21 protein-coding genes are annotated in these 23360 nt (G+C 68.7%); 11 read left to right on the top strand and 10 right to left on the bottom strand.

The genetic code is table 11. From position 1 onward, the window contains the following. Nucleotides 1–14: 14 nt before the first annotated feature. Together sepH and serC are read right to left on the bottom strand one after the other, a co-directional pair. The gene (gene sepH / locus FHR72_RS11365) at nt 15–830 is read right to left on the bottom strand and encodes a septation protein SepH (RefSeq protein WP_183468071.1); all 816 of its coding nucleotides are present in this window, start codon (nt 828–830) and stop codon (nt 15–17) included. An 89-nt stretch (nt 831–919) separates the two neighbouring features. Beyond that, nucleotides 920–2035, bottom strand: coding sequence for a phosphoserine transaminase (serC, locus tag FHR72_RS11370; protein WP_183468072.1), 1116 nt, complete (start codon nt 2033–2035; stop codon nt 920–922). A gap of 238 nt (nt 2036–2273) precedes the next feature. Here serC and FHR72_RS11375 point away from each other — a divergent pair, with 238 nt between their 5' ends. Then, a complete protein-coding gene (locus FHR72_RS11375; RefSeq protein ID WP_183468073.1) occupies nt 2274–3302 on the top strand; it encodes an AurF N-oxygenase family protein in 1029 nt (342 codons plus the stop codon). Nucleotides 3303–3351: 49 nt separating this feature from the next. Further along, entirely contained in the window at nt 3352–5025 is a 1674-nt protein-coding gene (locus FHR72_RS11380) for an FAD-dependent oxidoreductase (RefSeq protein WP_183468074.1), read from the top strand. A gap of 5 nt (nt 5026–5030) precedes the next feature. Here FHR72_RS11380 and FHR72_RS11385 read toward each other — a convergent pair whose 3' ends face one another. The 4 genes from FHR72_RS11385 to FHR72_RS11400 form a co-directional block, all read right to left on the bottom strand. Further along, on the bottom strand, nt 5031–5804 hold the full coding sequence (locus FHR72_RS11385; RefSeq protein ID WP_183468075.1) for a bestrophin-like domain: 774 nt from the start codon (nt 5802–5804) through the stop codon (nt 5031–5033). 115 nt (nt 5805–5919) lie between these two features. Further along, on the bottom strand, nt 5920–6372 hold the full coding sequence (locus tag FHR72_RS11390) for a VOC family protein (protein WP_183468076.1): 453 nt from the start codon (nt 6370–6372) through the stop codon (nt 5920–5922). Between the two features lie 89 nt (nt 6373–6461). Next, complete coding sequence (locus FHR72_RS11395; RefSeq protein WP_183468077.1) at nt 6462–7082, bottom strand: maleylpyruvate isomerase N-terminal domain-containing protein; 621 nt, start codon at nt 7080–7082, stop codon at nt 6462–6464. Then, nucleotides 7079–8200: a citrate synthase 2 gene (locus FHR72_RS11400; protein ID WP_183468078.1), complete on the bottom strand. Its 1122-nt coding sequence runs from the start codon at nt 8198–8200 to the stop codon at nt 7079–7081. Before FHR72_RS11400 ends, FHR72_RS11395 begins: the two co-directional genes overlap by 4 nt. 65 nt (nt 8201–8265) lie before the next feature. On the opposite strand from FHR72_RS11400, the gene pdxH reads away from it, so the two are divergent. The 5 genes from pdxH (at nt 8266) to FHR72_RS11425 (ending at nt 13112) form a co-directional block, all read left to right on the top strand. Next, on the top strand, nt 8266–8922 hold the full coding sequence (pdxH, locus tag FHR72_RS11405) for a pyridoxamine 5'-phosphate oxidase (RefSeq protein ID WP_311736119.1): 657 nt from the start codon (nt 8266–8268) through the stop codon (nt 8920–8922). A 129-nt stretch (nt 8923–9051) separates the two neighbouring features. After that, nucleotides 9052–9696: a TetR family transcriptional regulator gene (locus tag FHR72_RS11410; protein ID WP_183468079.1), complete on the top strand. Its 645-nt coding sequence runs from the start codon at nt 9052–9054 to the stop codon at nt 9694–9696. A 104-nt stretch (nt 9697–9800) separates the two neighbouring features. Further along, nucleotides 9801–11105 carry a citrate synthase gene (locus FHR72_RS11415; protein ID WP_183468080.1) on the top strand — a complete coding sequence of 435 codons (1305 nt, stop codon included), beginning with the start codon at nt 9801–9803 and terminating at the stop codon, nt 11103–11105. 161 nt (nt 11106–11266) lie between these two features. Next, entirely contained in the window at nt 11267–12703 is a 1437-nt protein-coding gene (locus tag FHR72_RS11420) for an MFS transporter (protein WP_183468444.1), read from the top strand. After that, a complete protein-coding gene (locus FHR72_RS11425; protein WP_183468081.1) occupies nt 12693–13112 on the top strand; it encodes a MarR family winged helix-turn-helix transcriptional regulator in 420 nt (139 codons plus the stop codon). The genes FHR72_RS11420 and FHR72_RS11425 overlap by 11 nt, the downstream gene beginning before the upstream one ends. On the opposite strand, the gene FHR72_RS11430 is transcribed toward FHR72_RS11425, so the two are convergent. Together FHR72_RS11430 and FHR72_RS11435 are read right to left on the bottom strand one after the other, a co-directional pair. After that, nucleotides 13109–14668: a phytoene desaturase family protein gene (locus tag FHR72_RS11430; protein WP_183468082.1), complete on the bottom strand. Its 1560-nt coding sequence runs from the start codon at nt 14666–14668 to the stop codon at nt 13109–13111. The genes FHR72_RS11425 and FHR72_RS11430 overlap by 4 nt on opposite strands. 46 nt (nt 14669–14714) lie before the next feature. Next, a complete protein-coding gene (locus FHR72_RS11435) occupies nt 14715–14963 on the bottom strand; it encodes a DUF2630 family protein (RefSeq protein WP_183468083.1) in 249 nt (82 codons plus the stop codon). Between the two features lie 51 nt (nt 14964–15014). Here FHR72_RS11435 and FHR72_RS11440 point away from each other — a divergent pair, with 51 nt between their 5' ends. Then, nucleotides 15015–15377: an FKBP-type peptidyl-prolyl cis-trans isomerase gene (locus tag FHR72_RS11440; protein ID WP_183468084.1), complete on the top strand. Its 363-nt coding sequence runs from the start codon at nt 15015–15017 to the stop codon at nt 15375–15377. Here the strand turns inward: FHR72_RS11440 and FHR72_RS11445 are convergent. Together FHR72_RS11445 and prrA are read right to left on the bottom strand one after the other, a co-directional pair. After that, nucleotides 15374–16729: a sensor histidine kinase gene (locus tag FHR72_RS11445; protein ID WP_311736120.1), complete on the bottom strand. Its 1356-nt coding sequence runs from the start codon at nt 16727–16729 to the stop codon at nt 15374–15376. The genes FHR72_RS11440 and FHR72_RS11445 overlap by 4 nt on opposite strands. Nucleotides 16730–16734: 5 nt before the next feature. Beyond that, the gene (gene prrA, locus FHR72_RS11450; protein ID WP_311736132.1) at nt 16735–17445 is read right to left on the bottom strand and encodes a two-component system response regulator PrrA; all 711 of its coding nucleotides are present in this window, start codon (nt 17443–17445) and stop codon (nt 16735–16737) included. Between the two features lie 206 nt (nt 17446–17651). On the opposite strand from prrA, the gene FHR72_RS11455 reads away from it, so the two are divergent. From FHR72_RS11455 to FHR72_RS11465, 3 genes are read left to right on the top strand one after another with little or no spacing between them, the layout of a single operon-like run. Beyond that, nucleotides 17652–19649: an ABC transporter ATP-binding protein gene (locus FHR72_RS11455; protein ID WP_183468086.1), complete on the top strand. Its 1998-nt coding sequence runs from the start codon at nt 17652–17654 to the stop codon at nt 19647–19649. Then, nucleotides 19642–21531 (top strand): ABC transporter ATP-binding protein, encoded by a 1890-nt coding sequence (locus FHR72_RS11460; protein WP_183468087.1) that lies wholly within the window; start codon nt 19642–19644, stop codon nt 21529–21531. The genes FHR72_RS11455 and FHR72_RS11460 overlap by 8 nt, the downstream gene beginning before the upstream one ends. After that, entirely contained in the window at nt 21528–23345 is a 1818-nt protein-coding gene (locus FHR72_RS11465) for an ABC transporter ATP-binding protein (RefSeq protein ID WP_183468088.1), read from the top strand. Before FHR72_RS11460 ends, FHR72_RS11465 begins: the two co-directional genes overlap by 4 nt. The last annotated feature ends 15 nt before the right edge of the window (nt 23346–23360 follow it).

The raw sequence follows: 23360 nt of genomic DNA on the forward strand, positions 1-23360 counted from the left end.
GGCCGGGGACGGCGTCAGCGCTGTCCGCCGCTGGACCGGACGCCGAGAAGGACGTCCTCCCAGGCCGGCACCGCGGGGCGGCCCTTGCGGGGACGTGGCGTCTTGGCGGCCGGGGCGTCCTGGGCATCCTGCGCGGCCGGTGCCGGTTCCGGCGTGGCGACGGGTTCCGGCTCCGGTGCGGGGAGCGGCTCGGCCTCTTCGAGCGCCAGCTGCGCGACGGGTGCCAGCGGCCGCAACGGGCGGGAGTAGCTCGGATCGATCAGCTCGGTGGCTGCCTCGTCGAACGCAGTGACCGTGCCTCCGTGCGCGCCGGGGGCGTACCGGAAGTGCGCGACGTTGTCGGACATGCCGGCTTTCCATGCCATCTGCACGGTCCAGCGTCCGTCTTCGTTGCGCCAGGCGTCCCAGTTGGTGCCCTCCGGGTCGAGTCCCCGCGCGATGAGCGCCGAGGTCACGGTCTCCAGCAGGGTCAGCACCGACGGGCCGTCGGCGAGGACGGGATGTGCCGCGGTCGCCAGTTCGGCGGCGCGGGCACGCTCCAGCAGCACGGGGTGGGCGAAACGTTCCACCCGGGCGATGTCGACCCCGGCGGCGTTGGCGACCTGCTCAACCGAGGCGCCGGCGCGGATCTTCGACTGGATTTCCCTCGGGCGCAGCACGTTCGGCACCTCGACATCGATGGTGGTTTGATTCGAACCGGCGCGGTCGCCGCGCACGGCGGCCTTGAGCCGGTCGTCGGACCGCAGGACGAACTTCTCCCCGGAGTCGCCGGTCTCGCAGATGATGCGCTTGCCGTCGATATCCAGTCCGACGACTCTGAGTTCCCGCATTGCGACCTCCTCCGGGCTGGTGCCATGCCCGATATCCAGGTCACCCTACTGCGTTATCACTCCGTAACCGGGGTGACACGCGGCAGCGATCACAGACGCTGCACAACCCAGTCGATGCAGGCCGTCAGCGCACTGACGTCGTCGGGTTCGACGGCGGGGAACATTCCGACCCGCAGCTGATTGCGGCCCAGCTTGCGGTACGGCTCGGTGTCGACGATGCCGTTGGACCGGAGGATCTTGGCCACCGCGGCGGCGTCCACGGAATCGTCGAAGTCGACGGTGCCGACGACCTGGGACCGCAGCGCGGGGTCCGCCACGAACGGCGTGGCGAACGACGCGCCGTCGGCCCACGAGTACAGCCGCTGCGAGGAGTCGGCGGTGCGCGTGACGGCCCAGTCGAGGCCGCCGTTGCCGTTGAGCCAGTCGACCTGCTCGGCCAGCAGCACCAGGGTGGCGATCGCCGGGGTGTTGTAGGTCTGGTTCTTCAGGCTGTTCTCGATGGCGATGGGCAGCGAGAGGAATTCCGGCACCCACCGGCCCGAGGCGGCGATGGCCTCGACCCGTGCCAGCGCTGCGGGGGACAGGACCGCGATCCACAGGCCGCCGTCACCGGCGAAGTTCTTCTGCGGCGCGAAGTAGTAGGCATCCACTTCGGTGATGTCGACCGGCAGGCCACCTGCGGCAGAGGTCGCGTCGATCGCCACCAGCGCGTCACCGGCGCCCTCGGGACGGGTCACGGGCACGGCGACGCCCGTCGACGTCTCGTTGTGCGCCCAGGCGATCAGGTCCACCGAGGGGTCGGACTGCGGGGCAGGGGCGCTTCCGGCGTCGGCTTTGATGACGATGGGGTCGCCGACGAACGGGTTCTTCGCGACGGCCGACGCGAACTTCGCGCTGAACTCGCCATAGGTGAGGTGCAGGGACCGGGAATCGACCAGGCCGAACGCGGCCGCGTCCCAGAATGCGGTCGAGCCGCCGTTGCCGAGGATCACCTCGTATCCGTCGGGCAGTGCGAACAGCTGCCGCAGCCCGTCGCGCACCCGTCCGACCAGGTTCTTCACCGGCGCCTGCCGGTGGGAGGTGCCGAAGAGATCCCCCGCCGCGGCCAGTGCCTGCAGCTGCTCGGGCCGGACCTTGGACGGGCCGCAGCCGAACCGTCCGTCGGCGGGCTTGAGGTCGGAGGGGATGGTCAGGGTCTCGGCCATGGCCGCAAGCCTAATGAGGCCACCCGGACCATGCGAAACGCGGTCAGGGTGCGCCCCGCGGGACCCCGGACGGTCCGCCGGCGTACCGCGCCGTCGTCCTCACTGTGACGTGCACCACATGTGACCTGGATAACCCGGCTGACCCACAGCTGGAGAAACCCCCTGGTTAATTCCTGGGACCGTGGGTACTGTTATTGGACATCGAGCCGACGAATGTAAACCTCACGGGAGGCTGCGAATGGCTGTCAAAGAAGCGAAGACGCGCGTGATCCGGCGCTGGCGCAAGAACATGGACGTCCTTGACGACGTCGAGTACGTGGACACGCTGAAGACCCTGTCCGAGGGTTCGGTGCGCCGCAACTTCAATCCCTACACCGACATCGACTGGGATTCGCCGGAATTCGCGGTGACGCCGGACGACGAACGGTGGATCCTGCCGGGCACGGACCCCCTCGGGCGGCACCCGTGGTACCAGGCGCAGACGCGGCAGCGACAGATCGAGATCGGCATGTGGCGCCAGGCCAATGTCGCCAAGGTCGGTCTGCACTTCGAGTCGATCCTGATCCGCGGCTTGATGAACTACGCGTTCTGGGTGCCCAACGGTTCCCCCGAGTACCGGTACTGCCTGCACGAGTCGGTCGAGGAGTGCAACCACACCCTGATGTTCCAGGAGATGGTGAACCGGATCGGCGCCGATGTGCCCGGTATGCCGCGCATGCTCAAGTGGCTCTCGCAGTTCATCCCGCTCGCCGCGGGTCCGCTGCCGATCGTCTTCTTCTTCGGCGTGCTCGCCGGCGAGGAGCCCATCGACCACACGCAGAAGAACGTGCTGCGCGAGGGCCGGTCGCTGCACCCGATCATGGAGCGCGTGATGGCCATCCACGTGGCCGAGGAAGCGCGACACATCTCGTTCGCCCACGAGTACCTGCGCAAGCGCGTGCCGCACATGCGCCGGATGCAGAAGTTCTGGCTGTCCCTGCACGTGCCGATCATCATGCGCGTGCTGTGCCAGGCGATCGTCGTGCCGCCGAAGGCCTTCTGGAAGGAATTCGACATCCCGCGCTCGGTGAAGAAGGACGTCTTCTTCGGCACTCCCGAGGCGCGCCAGTTCCTGCGGGACATGTTCGGCGATGTCCGGATGCTGTGCCACGAGACCGGTCTGATGAACCCGTTGGCGAAGCTGATGTGGCGGCTCTGCAAGATCGACGGCAAGGCCAGCCGCTACCGCAGCGAGCCGGCGCGTGAGCACGTGGTGAGCGCGGCCTAGCCGCGGCGGTCAGGACCCCGGCGGCCAGGACTCAGCGGACAGGATTTCCATGCCCCACGTCATCACCCAGTCGTGTTGCAGTGACGGATCATGCGTCTACGCGTGCCCGGTGAACTGCATCCACCCGTCGCCCGACGAGCCGGGCTTCGCGACGGCCGAGATGCTCTACATCGACCCGGATGCCTGCGTCGACTGCGGGGCGTGCGTCTCGGCCTGCCCGGTGGGGGCCATCGCCCCGGACACCCGGCTGGAACCCGATCAGCTCCCGTTCGTCGAACTGAACGCGGCGTTCTATCCCACCCGCGAGGGCAAGTTGCCGCCGACGTCCAAGCTGGCGCCGGTGCTGGAGGCCCCGGTGGTGCACCCGCGTCCGGACGGGCCGCTGACCGTGGCCATCGTGGGCTCCGGGCCGGCAGCGATGTACGCCGCCGACGAATTGCTCACTCAGCAGGGTGTGCGCGTGAACGTCTTCGAGAAGCTGCCCACGCCTTACGGTTTGGTGCGTGCCGGGGTGGCGCCGGACCATCAGAACACCAAACGGGTGACGAAGCTCTTCGACAAGATCGCTTCGAAGCCCGGCTTCACCTTCTACCTGAACGTCGACGTCGGCGCGGACGTCACCCACGACGAGCTGTTGGCGCACCATCACGCCGTGCTCTACGCCGTCGGCGCCCCCAACGACCGCCGTCTCGACATCGAGGGTGTCGGCATGCCCGGCACGGCCACGGCCACCGAGGTCGTCGCCTGGTACAACGGGCATCCCGAATTCGCCGATCTGCCCGTGGATCTGAGCGGAGACCGGGTTGTCGTCGTCGGCAACGGCAACGTGGCGCTCGACGTGGCGCGCATTCTGACCACCGACCCCGAGGTGTTGTCCCGCACCGACATCGCCGACCACGCGCTCGACGCTCTGCGGAACTCGCGGGTCCGGGAAGTGGTCGTCGCGGCGCGGCGTGGGCCCGCCGCGTCGGCCTTCACCCTGCCGGAACTCATCGGCCTGACCTCGACGTGCGAGGTCGTGCTGGACCCCGCCGACCACCGGCGCGTGCTCGCGGACCTGGAAAACACCACCGACGCGCTGACGCGGAACAAGCTCGAAGTCCTCGCCAAGCTGGGCGACGCGTCGGCGCCGTCCCCCCGCCCACGTATCCGGTTGGCCTACCAGCTGACCCCACGGCGGGTGCTCGGAAGCGAGACGGCAACCGGCGTGGGGTTCACGGTGACGGGTACCGAGGACGTCGTCGAGATGCCCGCGAAGCTTGTCCTGACGTCGATCGGCTACCGCGGCAAGCCCATTCGCGGACTGCCTTTCGACGAGGCGGCCGCGGTGGTGCCCAACGAGGGCGGACGGGTGACCGAGGACGGAACACCGCTGCGCGGCAGCTACGTCGCGGGCTGGATCAAGCGTGGACCCACAGGTTTCATCGGCACCAACAAGTCGTGCGCAGCCGAGACGGTGCACAACCTGGTCGCCGACTACAACGAGGGTCTGCTGGCCGCACCCGCGCACCGGGCGTCCGCATTGACACGTTTCGTGCGGGGCAGACAGCCGAAGGTCATCGATGCCGCCGGGTGGCGGGCGATCGACGAGGCGGAAATCGCCCGCGGCGCAGGACAGCGTCCGCGGGACAAGTTCACCTCGGTCGTCGAGATGGCGGACGCGGCGGCCGCAGCGCCGGTGCCACCGCTACACCAGCGGCTGCTGGCCGGCCTGCGGCGCTGAGCCCGTCAGGCCCAGTCCTGCAACACGTTCACGAACGCGGTCGGCCCGACCGACAATTCGCCGACATACGGGTGTTCGAGGGCGAAGATGAGGTACAGCACGAAGGCCAGCAGCGCCGACGTCAGCCCGACCACGAGCGCATGGAGGACGAGATCTTTCGTTCCGAACAGGAACGTGAAGGCCATCATCACGCCACCACCGCCGACCAGCAGCACCCACAATTCGCCGGGCACCGACGCCTCACCGGTGGACACTCGTTCCTTGCGTGCGGCGCTCAAGTCGTTCAGCCGGAGGATGGCATGGTCGAAGAAGGCGATCTCGTTGCGGGTTTCGGGCTGCACCTTCAGGTAGGCCTCCCACACGGTGACCAGCTGATCCGACTGCTCCGGGACCGTCTCGCCGCGGTGCATCCGTGGGAACTCGTCGTCGATGACGTCGCGGGTATAGGCGATCAAGGCGTCATCGACGGCACCGCGCGACTGTGCGGGCAGCGCGGCCGAGTCCCGGAGTAGATCCGCGATCGCCGTCGCCTCCGAGCTGCTGGCGTCCTCGGCGTCGGTGAACTGCTCCCAGACCACCACGACGACGAAGGCGACCAGCACGGCATAGAGGACGCCGGCGAGTTGGGACACCGAGCCCGAGACAGCGTTCGTGTGTTCCAGCCGGGTGTGGGACACGACCCGGCGGAACAGGATCAGGCCGCCGACGGACAGGCCGACGATCACGGCGACCCACAGGAAGCCCAGTATCACGGGCGGGATTTGCAGCAGCCAGAGCACAGTCCGTTACCTAGCGTCAGGTGCGCGCGTGCGCGGCGCAGTCCGGCAATTATGACCACCGGACGGCGCCGCGGCGCGTCAAACACACGGATTTTCGCGGACTGTCCTGACGGCGCTAGCTCTGGCCGTTCATCTCGGCCAGCACCTGGTCCATGTCGACCTCCTTGACCGTCTCGGCCAGCGACCAGTGATGGCCGAACGGATCGCGCAGGACCCCGTAGCGGTCGCCCCAGAACTGGTCTTCGAGCGGATTGACCACCGTCGCACCGGCATCGAGTGCCCGCTGGAACCGTCCCTCGACGTCGGGGCCCTGCAGGTGGATGGTCACCGGGGTCCCACCGAGCGCCGGGGGCGTGGTGGATTTGTCGCAGTTGAACTCCGGGAAGTCGTCGTTGAGGAACACCATCGAACCGTTGAGCTGCATGCAGGCGTGCATGATCTTTCCGTTCGGACCGGGCAGTCGCACCATCTCCTCGGCACCGAAGGCCTTGGCGTAGAAATCGAGCGCGGCTGCCGCGTCGTCGACGACGAGGTGCGGCACGAGCATGGGGGTGTTGTCGATCGCCATGAAGAGCTCCTCACAAGCTGGGTGGTGTGTGACGACGATGCAGACCTGCCGCCGCCGGGAAACTCATCGCCGCGCACACGCCGATGCCGTCACACCACCGAGAACGCGGCGGGCAGGCCGGCGCGGCCGGTCAGTGCGAGCAACACCGTCGCCCCCCGCCCCAGCTGCACGGAGATCTGGGCGGCAAGCGACGTCGCCTCGGCGAGCACGTCGTCGGTCGGTGCGAGGTCGATCCCGACCGCGGCGGCGATGTCCATGCCGTGCACCGCGAGCTCGAAGGTCCGGGTCGGCAGGTAGCTGCTGAGTCGGATGCCGTACCCGCCGATCACCTCGATCAACGGGTCCTCGACGGCGTCCACTTCGGCCAGCACCCGCGCCACCAGTTCGTCGACCGTGCCCGCCGGGTCCGCGCCGAGGTCCCGGCCCGCCTGACGCCCCCGTTCCACGATGGCCTCGGCGCCCAGATGTGCCGAGTAGTCGTGCATCGCCACGTAGTAGTCGGCCGCTCCGGCCAGATCTTCCCGCTGCGCCGGGGCCTTGAGGTAGGTGCTGACCGTGATCAGCGACCGCGACGTGTGCCCGACGAGGTCGCGGACCGACCAATCGCCCAAGCCGGGATCGTCCCACCGCGAGTCCGGTATCCGGCGGACCAGCGCGGCGAAACTGTGTGCCGCAGAGGCGAACACCTGGCGGCTACCCGACGGCGTCATGTCCGGGGGAGTTGGTCCCAGCCCTCGACCGACTCCGGGCTGCGTGGTTCGGGGCCCACGTAGATCGCCGACGGCCGCACGAGCTTGCCCAGGCGTTTCTGTTCGAGAATGTGGGCGCACCATCCGGCCGTGCGCCCGCAGGTGAACATCGCGGGCATCATCGTCGGCGGCACCTGGGCGAAGTCCAGGATCACGGCCGCCCAGAACTCGACGTTGGTCTCGATCGCGCGATCGGGCCTGCGCTCACGCAGTTCGGCGAGCGCGGCCTGCTCCAGCGCAGCGGCGACCTCGTAGCGCGGGGCCGCGAGGCGCTCAGCGGTCGCGCGCAGCACCCGGGCGCGCGGATCCTCGGCGCGGTACACGCGGTGCCCGAAGCCCATCAGCTTCTCGTTGCGGTCGAGGATCCCCTTGACGACCGCCCGGGCGTCGCCCGTCTTCTCCGCTTCCTCGATCATCGGGATGACGCGGGCGGGCGCACCGCCGTGCAGTGGGCCGCTCATCGCACCGATCGCCCCCGACAGCGCGGCGGCCACATCGGCACCCGTGGAAGCGATCACGCGCGCGGTGAAGGTGGAGGCGTTCATCCCGTGCTCGGCGGCACTCACCCAGTACGCGTCGATGGCTTCGATGTGCCTGGGGTCGGGGTCGCCCTGCCAGCGGGTCATGAAACGTGCTGTGACGGTGTCGCATTCGTCGATCTGACGCTGCGGGACGGCAGGCTGATAGATGCCGCGGGCGGACTGGGCGACATAGGACAGGGCCATCACCGACGCGCGGGCCAGCTGATCACGGGCGGTCTGGTCGTCGATGTCCAGCAGAGGCGGGTAACCCCAGATCGGCGCCAGCATGGCCAGTCCGGCCTGCACGTCCACTCGGACGTCGCCACTGTGGATGGGAAGCGGAAACGGTTCTGCGGGCGGGAGTCCCCGGCCGAACCGGCCGTCGACGAGCAGTCCCCACACCTCGCCGAACGTCACCCGGTTGGCCACCAGGTCTTCGATGTCGACACCGCGGTAGCGCAAGGCGCCGCCGTCTTTGTCCGGCTCGGCGATCTCCGTCTCGAACGCCACCACCCCGGCCAACCCGGGGGCGAAATCCTTGGGCACCGCAGTCGTCATGGGCCGATTCTCGCACCACGCCGGTGTGGCCGACCATACGGTCGCCTGGGCGTAGCGTTTGGCGCGTGGGCACTTCTGATGACCTGGCTCGGATGCGTGTGGAATACGGTTCGGTCGAGAAGGACGGCAGCCGCGACCTGGATGCCGACTGGCTCGACGTCGGGTGGGTGGCGCTGCTCAACCAGTGGATGGCCGACGCCCGGGAGGCGGGCGCGGCCGAGCCGAACGCGATGGTCGTCGCGACCGTCGACGCGGCGGGCCGACCCTTCACCCGCACCGTGCTGTGCAAGGGCGTCGACGAGACGGGCGTGTCGTTCTACACCAACTACGACTCGGACAAGGGCGCGCAGCTGGCTGCCAACCCGTACGCCTCGGCGACCTTCCCGCTGTATCTGATGGGACGCCAGGTCCACGTCCGCGGCGCGGTCACGAAAGTGTCGGCGCAGGAGACGGCCGATTACTGGCGCAAGCGGCCGCGGGGCTCGCAACTGGGGGCGTGGGCGTCGCGGCAGAGCCGCCCGATCGCGTCCCGCGCCGCACTCATGCAACAGCTCCGTGACGTCACGGAGCGCTTCGCCGACGCGGCCGAGGTACCTGTTCCCCCGCACTGGGGCGGGTATCTGATCGCTCCCGAGGTGGTCGAGTTCTGGCAGGGGCGAGAGAACAGGGTGCACAACAGGATTCGGCTCCGCGACGGCGACATCGAGCGTCTGCAGCCGTAGCGGGCGTTCTCCGGCCCCGAAAACGGTCGTGTTTTTCTGCGACCATTTCTGACAAATCACCACCGTTGACAATTGTCTCGGCGTGCCATTTCCGCCCCTGGGGCCCTCCGAGGCGTTTAGCATTCGGAGGTGGCTGATTTCAGGGGGGAGCCCGTCCTCGGTTTGCGCGAGCGCAAGAAGCGCCGCACTCGTGCCACGCTCATCGACGCGGCGGTCGGGCTGTGTGACCGCCAAGGTTTCGACGCGACCACGGTGGACCAGATCGCCGCGATCGCCGAGGTCTCGCCGCGGACGTTCAGCCGCTACTTCGCGACCAAGGACGCCATCGCGCTCGCACTCATCGACGAGGTGCTCGACTCCGCGGCCAGAGAGTTGCTCGACCAGCCGCGCGACATCAGCAACCTCGAGGCTCTGCGGCGTGCCTACGTGGCGATGGCCGGCAACACCAAGCTGGCGTCGGCCGGCACTCTCACCTCGGAGCGGATGCTGCAGATCCTGCGGATCGTGATGTCGTCGTCGACCCTGCGCCAGGCCGCGGTCGAATACCGCGCGAGCAAGGTCGACGTGATCATCGCCGAGCGTATCGGGACCGACATCGAGGACCGCCGGGTCAAGCTGCTGTCGGCGGTGTGGGGCGCGGTGCTCATCACGGCGATGTGCGACCTGGCGGAGAAGAGTGCCCTCGGTATCGACATCGACGATGTGATCAGGGCGTTCGAGGACACCTACGCCGAGTTCGCGGGTGAGATCGCCGGTATCGGACAGCCCGTCTGACGTTGTGGCAGCCCCCCGCGGGCGTCGCTCCTGGATTGGGACTACCTTCTGTAGACAGACTCCGTGACTCCCGCGATAGACCCCCCAGACACGAAGGGATCCCAGTGGCCGAAAACGCCGACGCCGGGCAGGAGCACGCCACCCTGAGCTATCCAGGCGGCGAGCTCGAACTCGACATCGTCAAAGCTTCCGAGGGCTCAGACGGCATCGCGCTGGGTTCGCTGCTGGCCAAGACCGGTTACACGACCTTCGACGGCGGCTTCGTCAACACCGCCTCGACGAAGAGCGCCATCACCTACATCGACGGCGATGCCGGCATCCTGCGCTACCGCGGCTATCCGATCGAGCAGCTCGCCGAGAAGTCCACCTTCATCGAGGTGAGCTACCTGCTGATCTACGGCGAGCTCCCGACGGCCGAGCAGCTCGAGGACTTCACCACCAAGATCCAGCGGCACACGCTGTTGCACGAGGACCTCAAGCGGTTCTTCGACGGCTTCCCCCGCGACGCGCATCCGATGCCGGTGCTGTCGAGCACGGTCAACGCGCTGAGCGCCTACTACCAGGATTCGCTGGACCCGTTCAATCCCCAGCAGGTCGAGCTGTCGACCATCCGGCTGCTCGCCAAGCTGCCGACGATCGCGGCGTACGCGTACAAGAAGTCCGAGGGGCAGCCGTTCCTGTATCCGGACAACTCGCTGACGCTGGTCGAGAACTTCCTGCGGATGACGTTCGGCTTCCCGGCCGAGCCCTACGAGGTCGATCCCGAGATCGTGCGCGCTCTCGACATGCTGTTCATCCTGCACGCCGATCACGAGCAGAACTGCTCGACGTCGACGGTGCGCTTGGTGGGCTCGTCGCAGGCCAACCTGTTCACGTCGATCTCCGGCGGCATCAACGCGCTGTGGGGCCCGCTGCACGGCGGTGCCAACCAGGCGGTGCTGGAGATGCTGTCGAAGATCCGCGACGGTGACGACGACGTCGCGACCTTCGTCAAGAAGGTCAAGAACCGCGAGGACAATGTGAAGCTGATGGGCTTCGGTCACCGCGTCTACAAGAACTACGATCCGCGTGCCCGCATCGTCAAGGAGCAGGCCGACAAGATCCTCGGCAAGATCGGCGTGCAGGATCCGCTGCTCGACATCGCCAAGGAGCTGGAGGAGATCGCGCTCACCGACGACTTCTTCGTCGAACGCAAGCTCTACCCGAACGTCGACTACTACACCGGCGTGATCTACCGGGCCATGGGCTTCCCGACGCGGATGTTCACGGTGCTGTTCGCACTCGGCCGGCTGCCCGGCTGGATCGCGCACTGGCGCGAGATGCACGGCGAGCCGAATAAGATCGGGCGCCCGCGCCAGATCTACACCGGCTACACCGAACGCGACTACGCCGAGATCGACGGCCGCTAGACCCCCACGCCCGGCCCGCCGAGCGTGCGTGTCTGCAGCGCAACACGCGCCTGGCGGCCCTAGTTCGCGCACGCTCGCGGCCGGCGACGTCACACTGCCGTCACTTGCCACGCAGACGGTTGTAGTTTCACAATAGTTGTGTGAATACAACTGTCGGCGCGATGACGCCACGGCGCAAGGCCATCGTCCTGGTGTCCTGTTGCCTGAGCCTGCTCATCGTGTCGATGGACGCCACCATCGTCAACGTCGCGATCCCGTCGATGCGCGACGATCTGTCCGCCACCTCGGCGCAGATGCAGTGGGTCGTCGACATCTACACCCTGGTGCTGGCGTCGCTGCTGATGCTCTCCGGGGCGACGGGGGACCGCTTCGGCCGCAGGCGGGTCTTCCAGATCGGTCTGACGCTGTTCGCGCTGGGCTCCCTGGCGTGCAGCCTCGCGCCCACGATCGATGCCCTGATCGGAGCCCGCTTCCTGCAGGGCATCGGCGGTTCCATGCTCAATCCCGTTGCGCTGTCCATCATCTCGCAGATCTTCACCAAGCCGGTCGAACGCGCGCGGGCGCTCGGCATCTGGGGCGGGGTCACCGGCATCTCGATGGCTGCGGGCCCGATCGTCGGCGGCCTGCTCATCGAGACCGTCGGCTGGCGGTCGGTGTTCTGGATCAACCTGCCCATCTGCGCCCTCGCGATCGTGCTCACCGCCGTGTTCGTGCCGGAGTCGAAGTCGCAGACCATGCGCAACGTCGATCCCATCGGGCAGGGGCTGGCCGTGCTGTTCCTGTTCGGCATCGTGTTCACGCTGATCGAGGGTCCGGTGCTGGGCTGGTCGCATCCGCGGGTGCTGGTGATCGCCACCGTCGCGGCGGTCGCGCTGGTCGCCTTCCTGCGTTTCGAGTCGCGCAGGCACGACCCGTTCCTGGACCTTCGGTTCTTCCGCAGCATCCCGTTCACGACGGCGACGGTCAACGCGATCAGCGCGTTCGCCGCGTGGGGCGCGTTCCTGTTCATGATGTCGCTCTACCTGCAGGGCGAACGCGGTTTCTCGGCGATGCACACCGGTCTGATCTACCTGCCGATCGCGATCGGCGCCCTGGTGTTCTCGCCGCTGTCGGGCAGGCTCGTCGGCCGCTACGGCGCCCGCCCCTCCCTGGTGGTCGCGGGGGTGCTGATCACCGCGGCCTCGGCGCTGCTGACCCAGCTCACGAACACCACCCCCGTGTGGTCGCTCCTGGTGATCTTCGCGGTCTTCGGTATCGGGTTCTCGATGGTCAACGCCCCGATCACGAACGCCGCGGTCAGCGGGATGCCGCTGGACCGCGCCGGCGCCGCATCGGCGGTGACGTCGACGAGCCGCCAGGTCGGTGTCAGTATCGGTGTCGCGCTGTGCGGTTCGGTCGCCGGATCGGCGATGGCCACGGGCGGGGCCGATTTCGCCGCCGCCGCCCGGCCGCTGTGGTTCGTCTGTATCGCGCTGGGTCTGCTGATCCTGGGCCTCGGCCTGTTCTCGACGTCGCAGCGCGCGCTCCGGTCCGCCGAGCGCCTCGCGCCGCTGGTGTCCGGAACCCCGGATCCGGTGACGGGTGCCCATGTCCGATGACGTGCTGATCGACGAGGTGTGGCGGGATCTCGCCGCGTTCGTCCACGACCACCGGGACGGCTGGAAGAAGGCCGTCGTCGAGCGAACGGGCCTGCCGTTCAGCAGGGTTCGGATCCTGATGCGGCTCAACCGGACTCCCATGACGGTCAAGCAGATCGCGGCGGCCGCCACCGTCGACGCGCCGGCGGCGACCGTGGCCGTGAACGACCTGGAGGACCGGGGGCTGGTCGTGCGGACGGTGGACCCGTCGAACCGCCGTTGCAAGACCGTCTCGCTGACCGACGCCGGGCGCGACGTCGTGCGTGCCATCGACGAGGTGCACGACCCGGCGCCCGTCTCGCTGACCGGGCTCCCCGAGGGCGACCTCAGGGCGCTGCGCCGCATTCTCGACGACCTGCGCCGGGGCTAGCCCTCCAGCACCGCCATCGCCGCATTGTGTCCGCCGATGCCCGACACCGCCCCGCCGCGTCGGGACCCGCTGCCGCACAGCATAATCCGCGGGTGATCGGTGGCCACGCCCCAGCGCTGGGCGGCGGTGTCCAGGGGTTCGTCGTCGTCGGCGAAGGGCCAGTACATCCCGCCGTGGAAGATGTGGCCATTCGTCATGCCCAGGGTGTGCTCGAGGTCGACGGTCGTCTTCGCCTCGACACAGGGGCGGCCCGCCGAGTCCCGCCACAGCAGGTCATGAATCGGTTCGGCGAGAACCGAATTCACGGAGGCGAGGGCAGCGGACGTCAGCTCCTCCCGCAGGCCTTCCGGTGTATCGGCCACCGCCAGGCTGTGGGGCGTGTGCAGGCCGAATACCGTCAGGGTCTGCGCTCCCGCGGTGCGCAACTCGTCTGACAGGATGGTCGGGTCGGCCAGGCTGTGGCAGTAGATCTCGCAGGGGAGGGGGTCGGGCACCGAGCCCGACGCGGCCTGCCGGTAGGCGGCGTCGAGTTGGCTGAAGTTCTCGTTGACGTGGAAGGTTCCGCCGAACGCCTGCTCGGCGGTGACGGTCTGATCGCGCAGCCCGGGTAGCCGCCGCAGCACCAGGTTGACCTTGATCTGTGCGCCCGGTGCGGTGTCGGGGTCCGGCTCGCCGAGCAGGCGGGACAGCACCGCGGGTGTGACGTTGGCCAGGACGTGCTCGCCGGCGATCGTGTGTTCCCGGTCGCCGTGCCGGTAGTGCACCTCACCGTCGGGATGGATCGCGAAAACATCGGCGCCGGTGACAATTTCGGCGCCGAAGCCGGCCGCGGCCGCCGCCAGTGCACCCGTCACCGCACCCATCCCGCCCACCGGCACATCCCAGTCCCCGGTTCCGCCGCCGATCAGGTGGTAGAGGAAACACCGGTTCTGCACCAGGGATTCGTCGTCGAGGGCGGCGAAGGTGCCGATCAGCGCATCGGTGGCCATGACGCCGCGGACGAGATCATCGGACACCGCGCCGGTGATGGCCTCGGCGATGGGCCGATCGATCAGTGAGCGCCAGGCCGTTTCGGCGTCGCGCCCACCCTCGGCCGCGATCGACCGGTGCATCGCCGACCGGGTCCGCAGAGGTTCGGTCAGCGTCGGCCACACGCGCGCCGTGACAGCTCCGCAGCGGCGGTAGAACGCGTGGAACGCGGCTTCGTCCGACGCGGCTCCGATCGAGGCGAACGTCGACTCCGGCCCGACCAGCAGCCCGGTCCTGCCGCCGTCGGCCGGGTGCGGCGTATACGAGGAATACCGGCGGCGCGACAGCGTGATCCGCGCGCCGAGTTCGTCGATGATGCGACGCGGCAGCAGACTGACCAGGTACGAGTAACGGGACAGGCGCGCGCCCACACCCTCGAACGGATACGCCGACACCGCGGCGCCGCCGACGTGGTCGAGCCGTTCCAGCACCCGCACCCGACGGCCCGCCCTGGCCAGGTATGCCGCCGCCACGAGACCGTTGTGCCCGCCACCGACGACGACGACGTCGAAACGCGCATCCGGCATGGGGCCAGTGTCCGCTACGACGTCGACGTCCCTGGTGCCGGTCGGCTCAGTTCAGGTAGCCCTCGACCTCGCCGGGCGGGCGGACCTGCGCATTGTCGGGGTCGCCGCCGCTGTCGCGCAGGGCGCGGCGCTGCCGCAGGAGGTCCCAGCACTGGTCGAGCTGTACTTCGAGGGCCTTGAGGCGGGTGTGTTCCTCGGACTCGTCGATCTCGTGGTGCTGCAGCTTCTCCCGCAACTCCCGTTCCTGGGCGACGAGTTCGTTGACTTGATTGATGATGTCTTGGTCATTCGGCACCACACCAGTGTGCAGTGAATCGGCGGCGACGTCCGCGACTAGGGTGGTCGGATGGCTACGAAACCCGAGATCGAGTTCCCCGACGGCCCCGCCCCCAGCGAGCTGGTGATCGAAGACGTCGTCGTCGGTGACGGGCCCGAGGCCGTCCCGGGTGCCAACGTGGAGGTGCACTACGTCGGCGTCGAGTACGACACCGGCGAGGAGTTCGACAGTTCCTGGAACCGCGGTGAGACGATCGAGTTCCCGCTGCGCGGTCTGATCCAGGGCTGGCAGGACGGCATCCCGGGGATGAAGGTCGGCGGCAGGCGCAAGCTGACCATCCCGCCGGAGCAGGCGTACGGTCCCGCTGGTGGCGGCCATCGCCTGTCCGGCAAGACGCTGATCTTCGTCATCGACCTGCTCGGCACCCGCTAGCGCGGACCGGGCAGGCGCAGCAGCAGGCGTGCGCCGCCCAACGGACTGGACTCCAGAGACGCTGTGCCGCCGTGCAGTTCGGCCTGCTGGGCCACGAGTGCCAGGCCGAGTCCCGAGCCGGAATGCGACGCCGTCGATCCCCGCGAGAATCGTTCGAAGACGACCGAGCGTTCCTCCTCGGGGACCCCGACGCCGTCGTCGTCGACGGCGATCTCGACCCCTTCCCGGGAGCTGACCGCCGAGAGCTGGACCCGTGTCGCACCGCCGTGCTTGACCGCGTTGGCGATCGCGTTGTCGACCGCCAGGCGCAGCCCCGCGGGCAGCCCCACGATGATCACGGTCGGTGCGGGTACGAGCGAGACCTCCAGGTCCGGGTAGACGCGCATCGCATCGTGGGCGGCGCGGTCGAGAAGCTCGGTGATGTCCACCGGCACGTGATCGTCCTCGGTCGACAGCTCGCCCTGCGCAAGACGCTCCAGCGCACCCAGGGTTGCCTCGATGCGGGACTGCGTGCGGATGACGTCGTTGACGATCTCTTTGCGGCCCTCCTCGGGCATGTCCAGCGTCGCGAGCACCTCGAGGTTGGTGCGCATGGCGGTCAGCGGCGTGCGCAGTTCGTGCGCCGACACCGACGCGAAGTCGCGCGCCGAGGCGAGTGCGGCCTTGGTGCGGTCCTGTTCCTCCCAGACACGCTCCACGAGGCCCTTGACCGCGTCGGCGATCTCCACGGCCTCGGTGGCGCCGCGCACGTCGATGTCGGGGTCCTCGTCCCCGGCGTCGATTGCGCGGGTCTGCTGCGCGAGCCGCTTGAACGGCCGCACCGCGAACGCGGCGAGCACCCATCCGCCGACCGTCGCCGCCCCGATCGCGAGCGTGCAGATGATCAGAACGCGCCGGTGCAGGTTGTTGATGTCGGCGGTCGTGGCGTCGTAGGTGGCGCCGACGGCCACCGACATCGGTGTCGGTGAGGAGAGCTGCACGGTGCGCACCCGGTAGCGCACGCCGTCGACCTGGGTGTCGGCGTAGCCGGGTTCCAGTTCGGGCAGGATCACGTTCGAATTGGCGGTCACCTGGCCGTCGTCGCGGCGCACCGTGATGACGACGTCCTGGTCGTTGGGCGACGGTGGGATCTCGTCGAGTCCCTGCGGCAGGAAGGGGATGACGAACCCGACCGCCTCGTCGAGCCGACGGTCCAGCCGTTCGTTCCACGCGTCGGTGATGCCGAACCAGACGACCGCGCCGGCGATGACCACGACGATCGCGCCGGCGATGGCGCTGGTGAGCGCGACCCGCTGCCGCAGCGACGGGGTGCGGCGGAAGATCCGGGACAGCCTCTCGGACAGCGGGGTCACGGCACCTACTGCTGCCTGAGCACGAATCCCACGCCACGGACGGTGTGCAGGAGCCGCGGTGCGCCGTTGGCTTCGAGCTTGCGCCGCAGGTAGCCGATGAAGACGTCGACGACGTTGGTGTCGGCGGCGAAGTCGTAACCCCACACCAGCTCGAGCAACTGCGCGCGGGAGAGCACCGCGGTCTTGTGCTCGGCAAGGACGGCCAGCAGGTCGAATTCGCGCTTGGTCAGATCGACGTCCACGCCGTCCACGCGGGCCCGGCGGCCGGGGATGTCGACCTCCAGTGGCCCGACGGTGATCGTCTCGGAGGAGAAGGTGGCCGTGGATCCGCGCCGCCGCAGCAGCGCCTTCACCCGGGCCACCAGCTCGGCGAGCACGAACGGCTTGACCAGATAGTCGTCGGCGCCGGCCTCCAGGCCGGCGACCCGGTCGTCCACCGACGACCGCGCGGAGAGCACGCAGACGGGCACGTCGTTGTCCATCGCCCGCAGTGCGGTCACGACCGACACCCCGTCGAGGACCGGCATGTTGATGTCGAGCACGATCGCGTCGGGACGGGTCTCGGTGGCGCTGCGCAGAGCTTCGGCGCCGTCGACGGCAGTGAAGACCTCGAACCCGGACAGGCGCAGACCGCGTTCGAGGGAGGCGAGGACGTCGGGGTCGTCGTCGACCACGAGCACCCGGGGTGAGCCCAGTCCACTGTCCATGCACGCAATCTTGCACGATGAACCGACGCGCCCGTGGGAGGCTGTGCCCGCGTTATCCGTGCTGAGCCCGCCGATCGGGCCGCCGTGTTTGCGATTTCTGCCGTGGTCAATCCGCTGTCATGGTCGGAGGCCCTCCCGTCGGGGGACACCGGAGTGGCCTGACGGGCCGGGAATGCCTTTGACCTCAATGATTGTTGAGGTTCTACGGTGAGAATATGAGTTTGGAAACGGTTGCCCGGCAGTCCCTCTACCGGCAGACCCATGCGCGCGGCGGCGATCTGCACACGCTGGCAGACCGCCGCCTGCTCGCGCGCATCTGGAGGTTCGCCGGCCGGCATCATCGCCGGCTGGCGCTGTTCGTCGCGGTGAGCGTCGTGGCCGCGGTGCTGACCGTCGCGACGCCGCTGCTGGCAGGCCGCGTGGTGGACGAGATCACCGGCGCGGGCAGCGCCCGGGTGGTGGTCTGGCTCGCCGTGGTGATCGCGGCGGTGGCCGTCGCCGAGGCCGCGTTGTCGCTGCTGACCCGGTGGCTGTCGTCGACGATCGGCGAGGGACTGATCCTGGATCTGCGCACCGCGGTGTTCGACCACGTGCAGCGCATGCCGATCGCGTTCTTCACCCGGACCCGGACGGGGGCGTTGGTCAGCCGTCTCGGCAACGACGTGATGGGCGCCCAACGCGCGTTCTCCGACACGCTCTCGGGTGTGGTGTCCAACCTCGTCACCCTCACGCTCACGCTGGCCGTCATGCTCAGCATCTCGTGGCAGATCACACTGCTCGCGCTGGCCGTGCTGCCGCTGTTCCTGATTCCTGCGCGGCGCATCGGCCGCGCGATGGCGACGTTGTCCCGCGAGGCCGCCGCCCACAACGCGACGATGAACACGCAGATGACCGAACGGTTCTCGGCGCCGGGCGCGACGCTGATCAAACTGTTCGGCGATGCCTCCTCGGAGTCCCGTGAATTCGGGGTCCGCGCCGGACGGGTCCGCGACATCGGGGTGCGCACCGCGATGCTGCAGTCGACGTTCATGAACTCGTTGACGTTGATGTCCGCGCTGGCGCTGGCGCTGGTCTACGGGCTGGGCGGTGCGCTGGCCATCGGCGGGCACCTGCAGGCCGGTGCGCTCGTGTCGCTGGCCCTGCTGCTGACCCGCCTCTACGCCCCGCTGACCGCGCTGGCCAACGCCCGCGTCGAGATCGCCACGGCGCTGGTCAGCTTCGAGCGCGTCTTCGAAGTCCTGGACCTCGTGCCGCTGATCCGGGAGAGCCCGGATGCCGTGGACATCCCCGCCGGGCCCGTGACGGTCGAATTCGACGGGGTGCGGTTCTCCTACCCCGCCGCCGACCAGGTGTCGCTGGCCTCCCTCGAGGAGGTCACCGAGCTCGACCGCCGCGGCGGGGAGGAGGTGCTGCACGGTGTCTCGTTCACCGCGGAACCAGGGCAGGTCGTCGCGCTCGTCGGGTCGTCGGGAGCGGGGAAGTCGACCATTGCCTCGCTGCTGGCCCGCCTGTACGACGTCGACGACGACCCGCGCGGGGGAGCGATCCGGCTCAACGGCACCGACCTGCGCGATGCGACGTTCGCATCGCTGAAGAGAACGGTCGGAATGGTCACCCAGGACGGTCACCTGTTCCACGAATCCATCCGCTCGAACCTGCAACTGGCCGTCTCCGCCGATGTTCCGGCCACCGACGACGAGCTGTGGGAGGCGCTTCGACGCGCGCGTCTGGACGACGTGGTGGCCGCCATGCCCGACGGTCTGGACACGGTGGTGGGCGAGCGCGGGTACCGGCTGTCGGGCGGGCAGCGCCAGAGGCTGACGATCGCGCGCGTGCTGCTGGCGTCACCGCGGGTGGTGATCCTCGATGAGGCGACGGCGTCGCTGGACTCCGAGTCCGAGGCGGCCGTCCAGCAGGCCCTCGCCGAAGCGCTGGCCGGGCGCACGTCGATCGTGATCGCCCACCGGCTCTCCACCGTGCGGGCCGCCGACGTGATCCTGGTCGTCGAGGACGGCCGCATCGTCGAGCGCGGCAGCCACGAGCAATTGCTGGCCGACGGCGGCCGGTACGCCGAGCTGTACCGCACCCAGTTCGGCACGGAGCGCCGGCAGTGCGCCCCGCGCGGCACCCAGGCCACGTCGTGCGCGCGGAATCCCGTTTCGCCGGGTGGTATATCCACTTGCCGGCAATGGGAAGATGTTCTAAGTGGCTGACTCCCGACCCGAAGTTCTGTACGCGGCGCCCTCGATCGGGCCGCCGCCGAGGAAGGTCAGGCCGAGCTCCGATCTGTGGCGGATGATGCCGTATCTGCTGCCGTACCGCGGCCGCTGGATCGTGATGATCGTGGTGGCCCTGGCCAGCCTCGCGGCGACGATCTCCATCCCGCTGATGACCAAGGCGGTCATCGACGGGCCCGTGCGGCACCAGGACCAGCAGGGGCTCTGGTTGGTGGGCGCAGCGGCCATCGCGGTCGGCGTGACCGAGGCGGTGCTGTGGTTCATCCGCCGCTGGCTGGTCGCCCGCGCGACGATGGGCGTCGAGGCGGACATCCGCAAGCAGCTCTACGCGCGGCTGCAGATCCTGCCGATGTCGTTCCACGGGCGCTGGCAATCGGGTCAGCTGCTGTCGCGAATCATGAACGATCTGAGCACGATTCGCCGCTTCATGTCGTTCGGCCTGATCTTCCTGATGCTCAACGTCCTGCAGATCACCGTGGTGACGGCCATTCTGCTGGCCATGTACTGGCCGCTCGGCGTGGTCGTGCTCGTCTCGATCGTTCCGATCACGCTGACCGTGCTGCATTTTCAGCGCGAGTACACCCGCCTGTCCCGGCTGGCCCAGGATCAGGCGGGTCACGTCGCGACCCACGTCGAAGAGTCCGCGCTAGGCCTGCGCGTGGTGAAGTCCTTCGGCCGCGAGGACTACGTCTACGAGCGTTTCGACGAACAGCTGACCAACCTGTACGACACGCAGGTCCGCCGGGTGTCCGTGTCGGCCAAGTTCTGGACCCTGCTGGAGATCATCCCGAATCTGACGCTGATCGTCGTGCTGGGCTTCGGCGCGTATGCGGCCGGCCACGGCTACGTCACGATGGGCACGCTGGTCGCGTTCATCACGATGATGTTGTCGTTGGTGTGGCCGATCGCCTCCCTGGGTTTTCTGCTGTCGATGACGCAGGAGTCGTTCACCGCGGCCAATCGGATCGCCGAGATCTTCGACGCGCCGCGGGAGATTTCCGACGGTCCGCGAGATCAGTCGCCACGCGGCGGTCGGCTGGAGTTGGTCGATGTGGGGTTCCGTTTCCCCGACAGTGAGGACTGGGCACTGAGGCACGTAAGCGTGACCGTGGAGCCCGGCGAGACGCTGGCCCTGGTCGGAGCGACCGGATCGGGCAAGTCCGTGCTGGTGGGTCTGTTGTCGCGGCTCTACGACGTGACCGAGGGCGAGATCCGGATCGACGCACAGGACATCCGCGAGCTGTCGCTGGAGGCGCTGCGCACGGCGGTGGCCACGGCGTTCGAGGATCCCACGCTGTTCTCGATGTCGGTCGCGGAGAACCTACGGCTGGGCCGCCCCGGCGCGACCGAGGCCGAGCTGCGCCAAGCGGTCGAGGTGGCGGCGGCGGACTTCGTCTACGACCTGCCGTTCGGGTTGGACACCCGCATCGGGGAACAGGGTATGAGCCTGTCCGGCGGTCAGCGGCAACGACTTTCACTGGCGCGCGCGATCCTGGCCGATCCGAAGATCCTCGTCCTCGACGACACGTTGTCCGCACTGGACGTGCACACCGAGGCGGTCGTCGAAGAGGCGCTGCGGCGGGTCCTGCATTCGGTGACCGGCGTGGTGGTGGCCCACCGCGCGTCCACGGTCCTGCTGGCCGACCGGGTGGCCCTGCTGCAGAACGGCACCATCACCCACGTGGGCACCCACGCCGAACTGCTGGCCGACGTTCCTGCGTACCGGTACCTGCTCGCGGCCGACGACGAGCTGGACGACGGGTGCGAACACGACTGCGACTGGGCCGACGAGGACCGCGCCCGGCTCGTCCACGATGCAGGCCGGCGCGATCCCGAAGTCCTGGGCAGGCGCGGATGAGCACCACGGACTGGCGCGGAAAGTTCGACGAGAGTGCCGATCTGCCGATCGACGAGTCGGTGCCCCGCAGGCGGGAGGCCCGCGCGCTGCTCGGTGCGCTGCTGAAGCCGTATCGCTGGGTGGTGGTCGCGCTGGCCGTCGTCGTCGTCGTGGAGAACGCGGCGCGTCTCTCGGTGCCGCTGCTGGTGCAGAAGGGCATCGACGACGGCATCCCTCCGCTCCTGGAGGGCGGCCCGGCCACGACGCTGCTCACCGTCGTCGCGGTGCTCTGCGGCGTGGTGGTCGTGCAGGCCGTCAGCCGCATGTTCTTCCTGCGCCGGTCCGGTCGCGTCGGCCAGAAAGTGCTCCTTGAGCTGCGCAGGCGACTGTTCCGCCACTTCGGGCGCCTCGACATCGCTTTCCACGACCGCTACACCTCGGGACGGGTCGTCAGCCGGTCGACCAACGACGTCGAGGCGATCCAGGACATGTTGGAGACGGGCTTCGACAGCCTGATCACCGCCGCGCTGACGATGGTCGGCACCTCGGTCCTGCTGATCGTCCTGGACGTGAAGCTCGGACTGATGTGCCTGGTCGCGTTCCCGGTTCTGGTGCTCCTGGTGTGGTGGTTCCAGCGCGAGTCGTCGAAGACCTACCGCGAGGTCCGGGAGATCTCCGCGCTGGTCATCGTGCAGTTCGTCGAGACCATGACCGGGATCAAGGCCGTCCAGGCCTACCGGCGGGAGCCGCGCAACCAGGAGATCTTCGAAGACGTCGCCGACCGGTACCGGGAGATCAACGAGCGGACGTTCAAGCTGCTCGCCGTGTTCATGCCCGGGGTGAAGCTCGTCGGGAACCTGACCACCGGTGTGGTGCTGCTGTACGGCGGTTACCGGGTCCTGCACGGCGAGATGACCATCGGCACGCTCGCGGCGTTCCTGCTCTATCTGCGGATGTTCTTCGAGCCCATGCAGGAGATCTCGCAGTTCTTCAACACCTTCCAGTCGGCGTCGTCGGCGCTGGAGAAACTCGCCGGGGTGCTCGCCGAGAGACCCGGCATCGCCGACCCGGCGCAGCCCGCGCGACTGGATGAGGTCAGCGGCGATGTCGCGTTGCGCGGCGTGCGGTTCGAGTACGTGCCGGGCCGGCCGGTCCTGCCCGGCCTGGACCTGGTGATCCCCGCGGGTCAGACGGTCGCCCTGGTGGGCACGACCGGGGCGGGCAAGACGACGATCGCCAAGCTCATCACCCGCTTCTACGACCCAGGGTCGGGAGTGGTGTCGCTGGACGGGATCGATCTGCGTGACCTGGCGCAGACGGACTTGCGGCGACACGTGGTGATGGTGACGCAGGAGAACTTCATGTTCGGCGGGACGGTCGCCGACAACATCCGGTTCGGCCGGCCCGACGCGACCGACGAGGACGTGCGCGCGGCCGCCCACGCGGTGGGCGCCGACACGTTCATCGAGGCGCTTCCGGAGGGCTATGACACCGATGTCGCCAAGCGGGGCGGCCGGCTGTCGGCGGGGCAGCGCCAGTTGGTGGCCTTCGCCCGGGCGTTCCTGGCCGACCCCGCGGTGCTGATCCTCGACGAGGCCACCTCGTCGCTGGACATCCCCAGTGAGCGGTTGGTCCAGCGGGCGTTGGAGACCGTGTTGGCCGACCGTACGGCGGTCGTGATCGCCCACCGGTTGTCGACCGTGCAGATCGCCGACCGCGTGTTGGTGCTGGAGCACGGACGCGTGGTCGAGGACGGCCCGCCCGAGGAGCTGACCGCGCGAGAGGGCGGCCACTACGCGGCGCTGCACCGATCCTGGGTCCAGTCCCTGGCGTGATCCCCTCGGCGTGGT

The sequence above is a fragment of the Mycolicibacterium iranicum genome, assembly GCF_014190915.1.
Lineage (GTDB): Bacteria > Actinomycetota > Actinomycetes > Mycobacteriales > Mycobacteriaceae > Mycobacterium > Mycobacterium iranicum_B.

Coding starts and splice junctions, on each gene's coding strand:
- sepH (WP_183468071.1), bottom strand. CDS start 830: ATGCGGGAACTCAGAGTCGTCGGACTGGATATCGACGGCAAGCGCATC.
- serC (WP_183468072.1), bottom strand. CDS start 2,035: ATGGCCGAGACCCTGACCATCCCCTCCGACCTCAAGCCCGCCGACGGA.
- FHR72_RS11375 (WP_183468073.1), top strand. CDS start 2,274: ATGGCTGTCAAAGAAGCGAAGACGCGCGTGATCCGGCGCTGGCGCAAG.
- FHR72_RS11380 (WP_183468074.1), top strand. CDS start 3,352: ATGCCCCACGTCATCACCCAGTCGTGTTGCAGTGACGGATCATGCGTC.
- FHR72_RS11390 (WP_183468076.1), bottom strand. CDS start 6,372: ATGGCGATCGACAACACCCCCATGCTCGTGCCGCACCTCGTCGTCGAC.
- FHR72_RS11395 (WP_183468077.1), bottom strand. CDS start 7,082: ATGACGCCGTCGGGTAGCCGCCAGGTGTTCGCCTCTGCGGCACACAGT.
- FHR72_RS11400 (WP_183468078.1), bottom strand. CDS start 8,200: ATGACGACTGCGGTGCCCAAGGATTTCGCCCCCGGGTTGGCCGGGGTG.
- FHR72_RS11420 (WP_183468444.1), top strand. CDS start 11,267: ATGACGCCACGGCGCAAGGCCATCGTCCTGGTGTCCTGTTGCCTGAGC.
- FHR72_RS11425 (WP_183468081.1), top strand. CDS start 12,693: ATGTCCGATGACGTGCTGATCGACGAGGTGTGGCGGGATCTCGCCGCG.
- FHR72_RS11430 (WP_183468082.1), bottom strand. CDS start 14,668: ATGCCGGATGCGCGTTTCGACGTCGTCGTCGTCGGTGGCGGGCACAAC.
- FHR72_RS11440 (WP_183468084.1), top strand. CDS start 15,015: ATGGCTACGAAACCCGAGATCGAGTTCCCCGACGGCCCCGCCCCCAGC.
- FHR72_RS11455 (WP_183468086.1), top strand. CDS start 17,652: ATGAGTTTGGAAACGGTTGCCCGGCAGTCCCTCTACCGGCAGACCCAT.
- FHR72_RS11465 (WP_183468088.1), top strand. CDS start 21,528: ATGAGCACCACGGACTGGCGCGGAAAGTTCGACGAGAGTGCCGATCTG.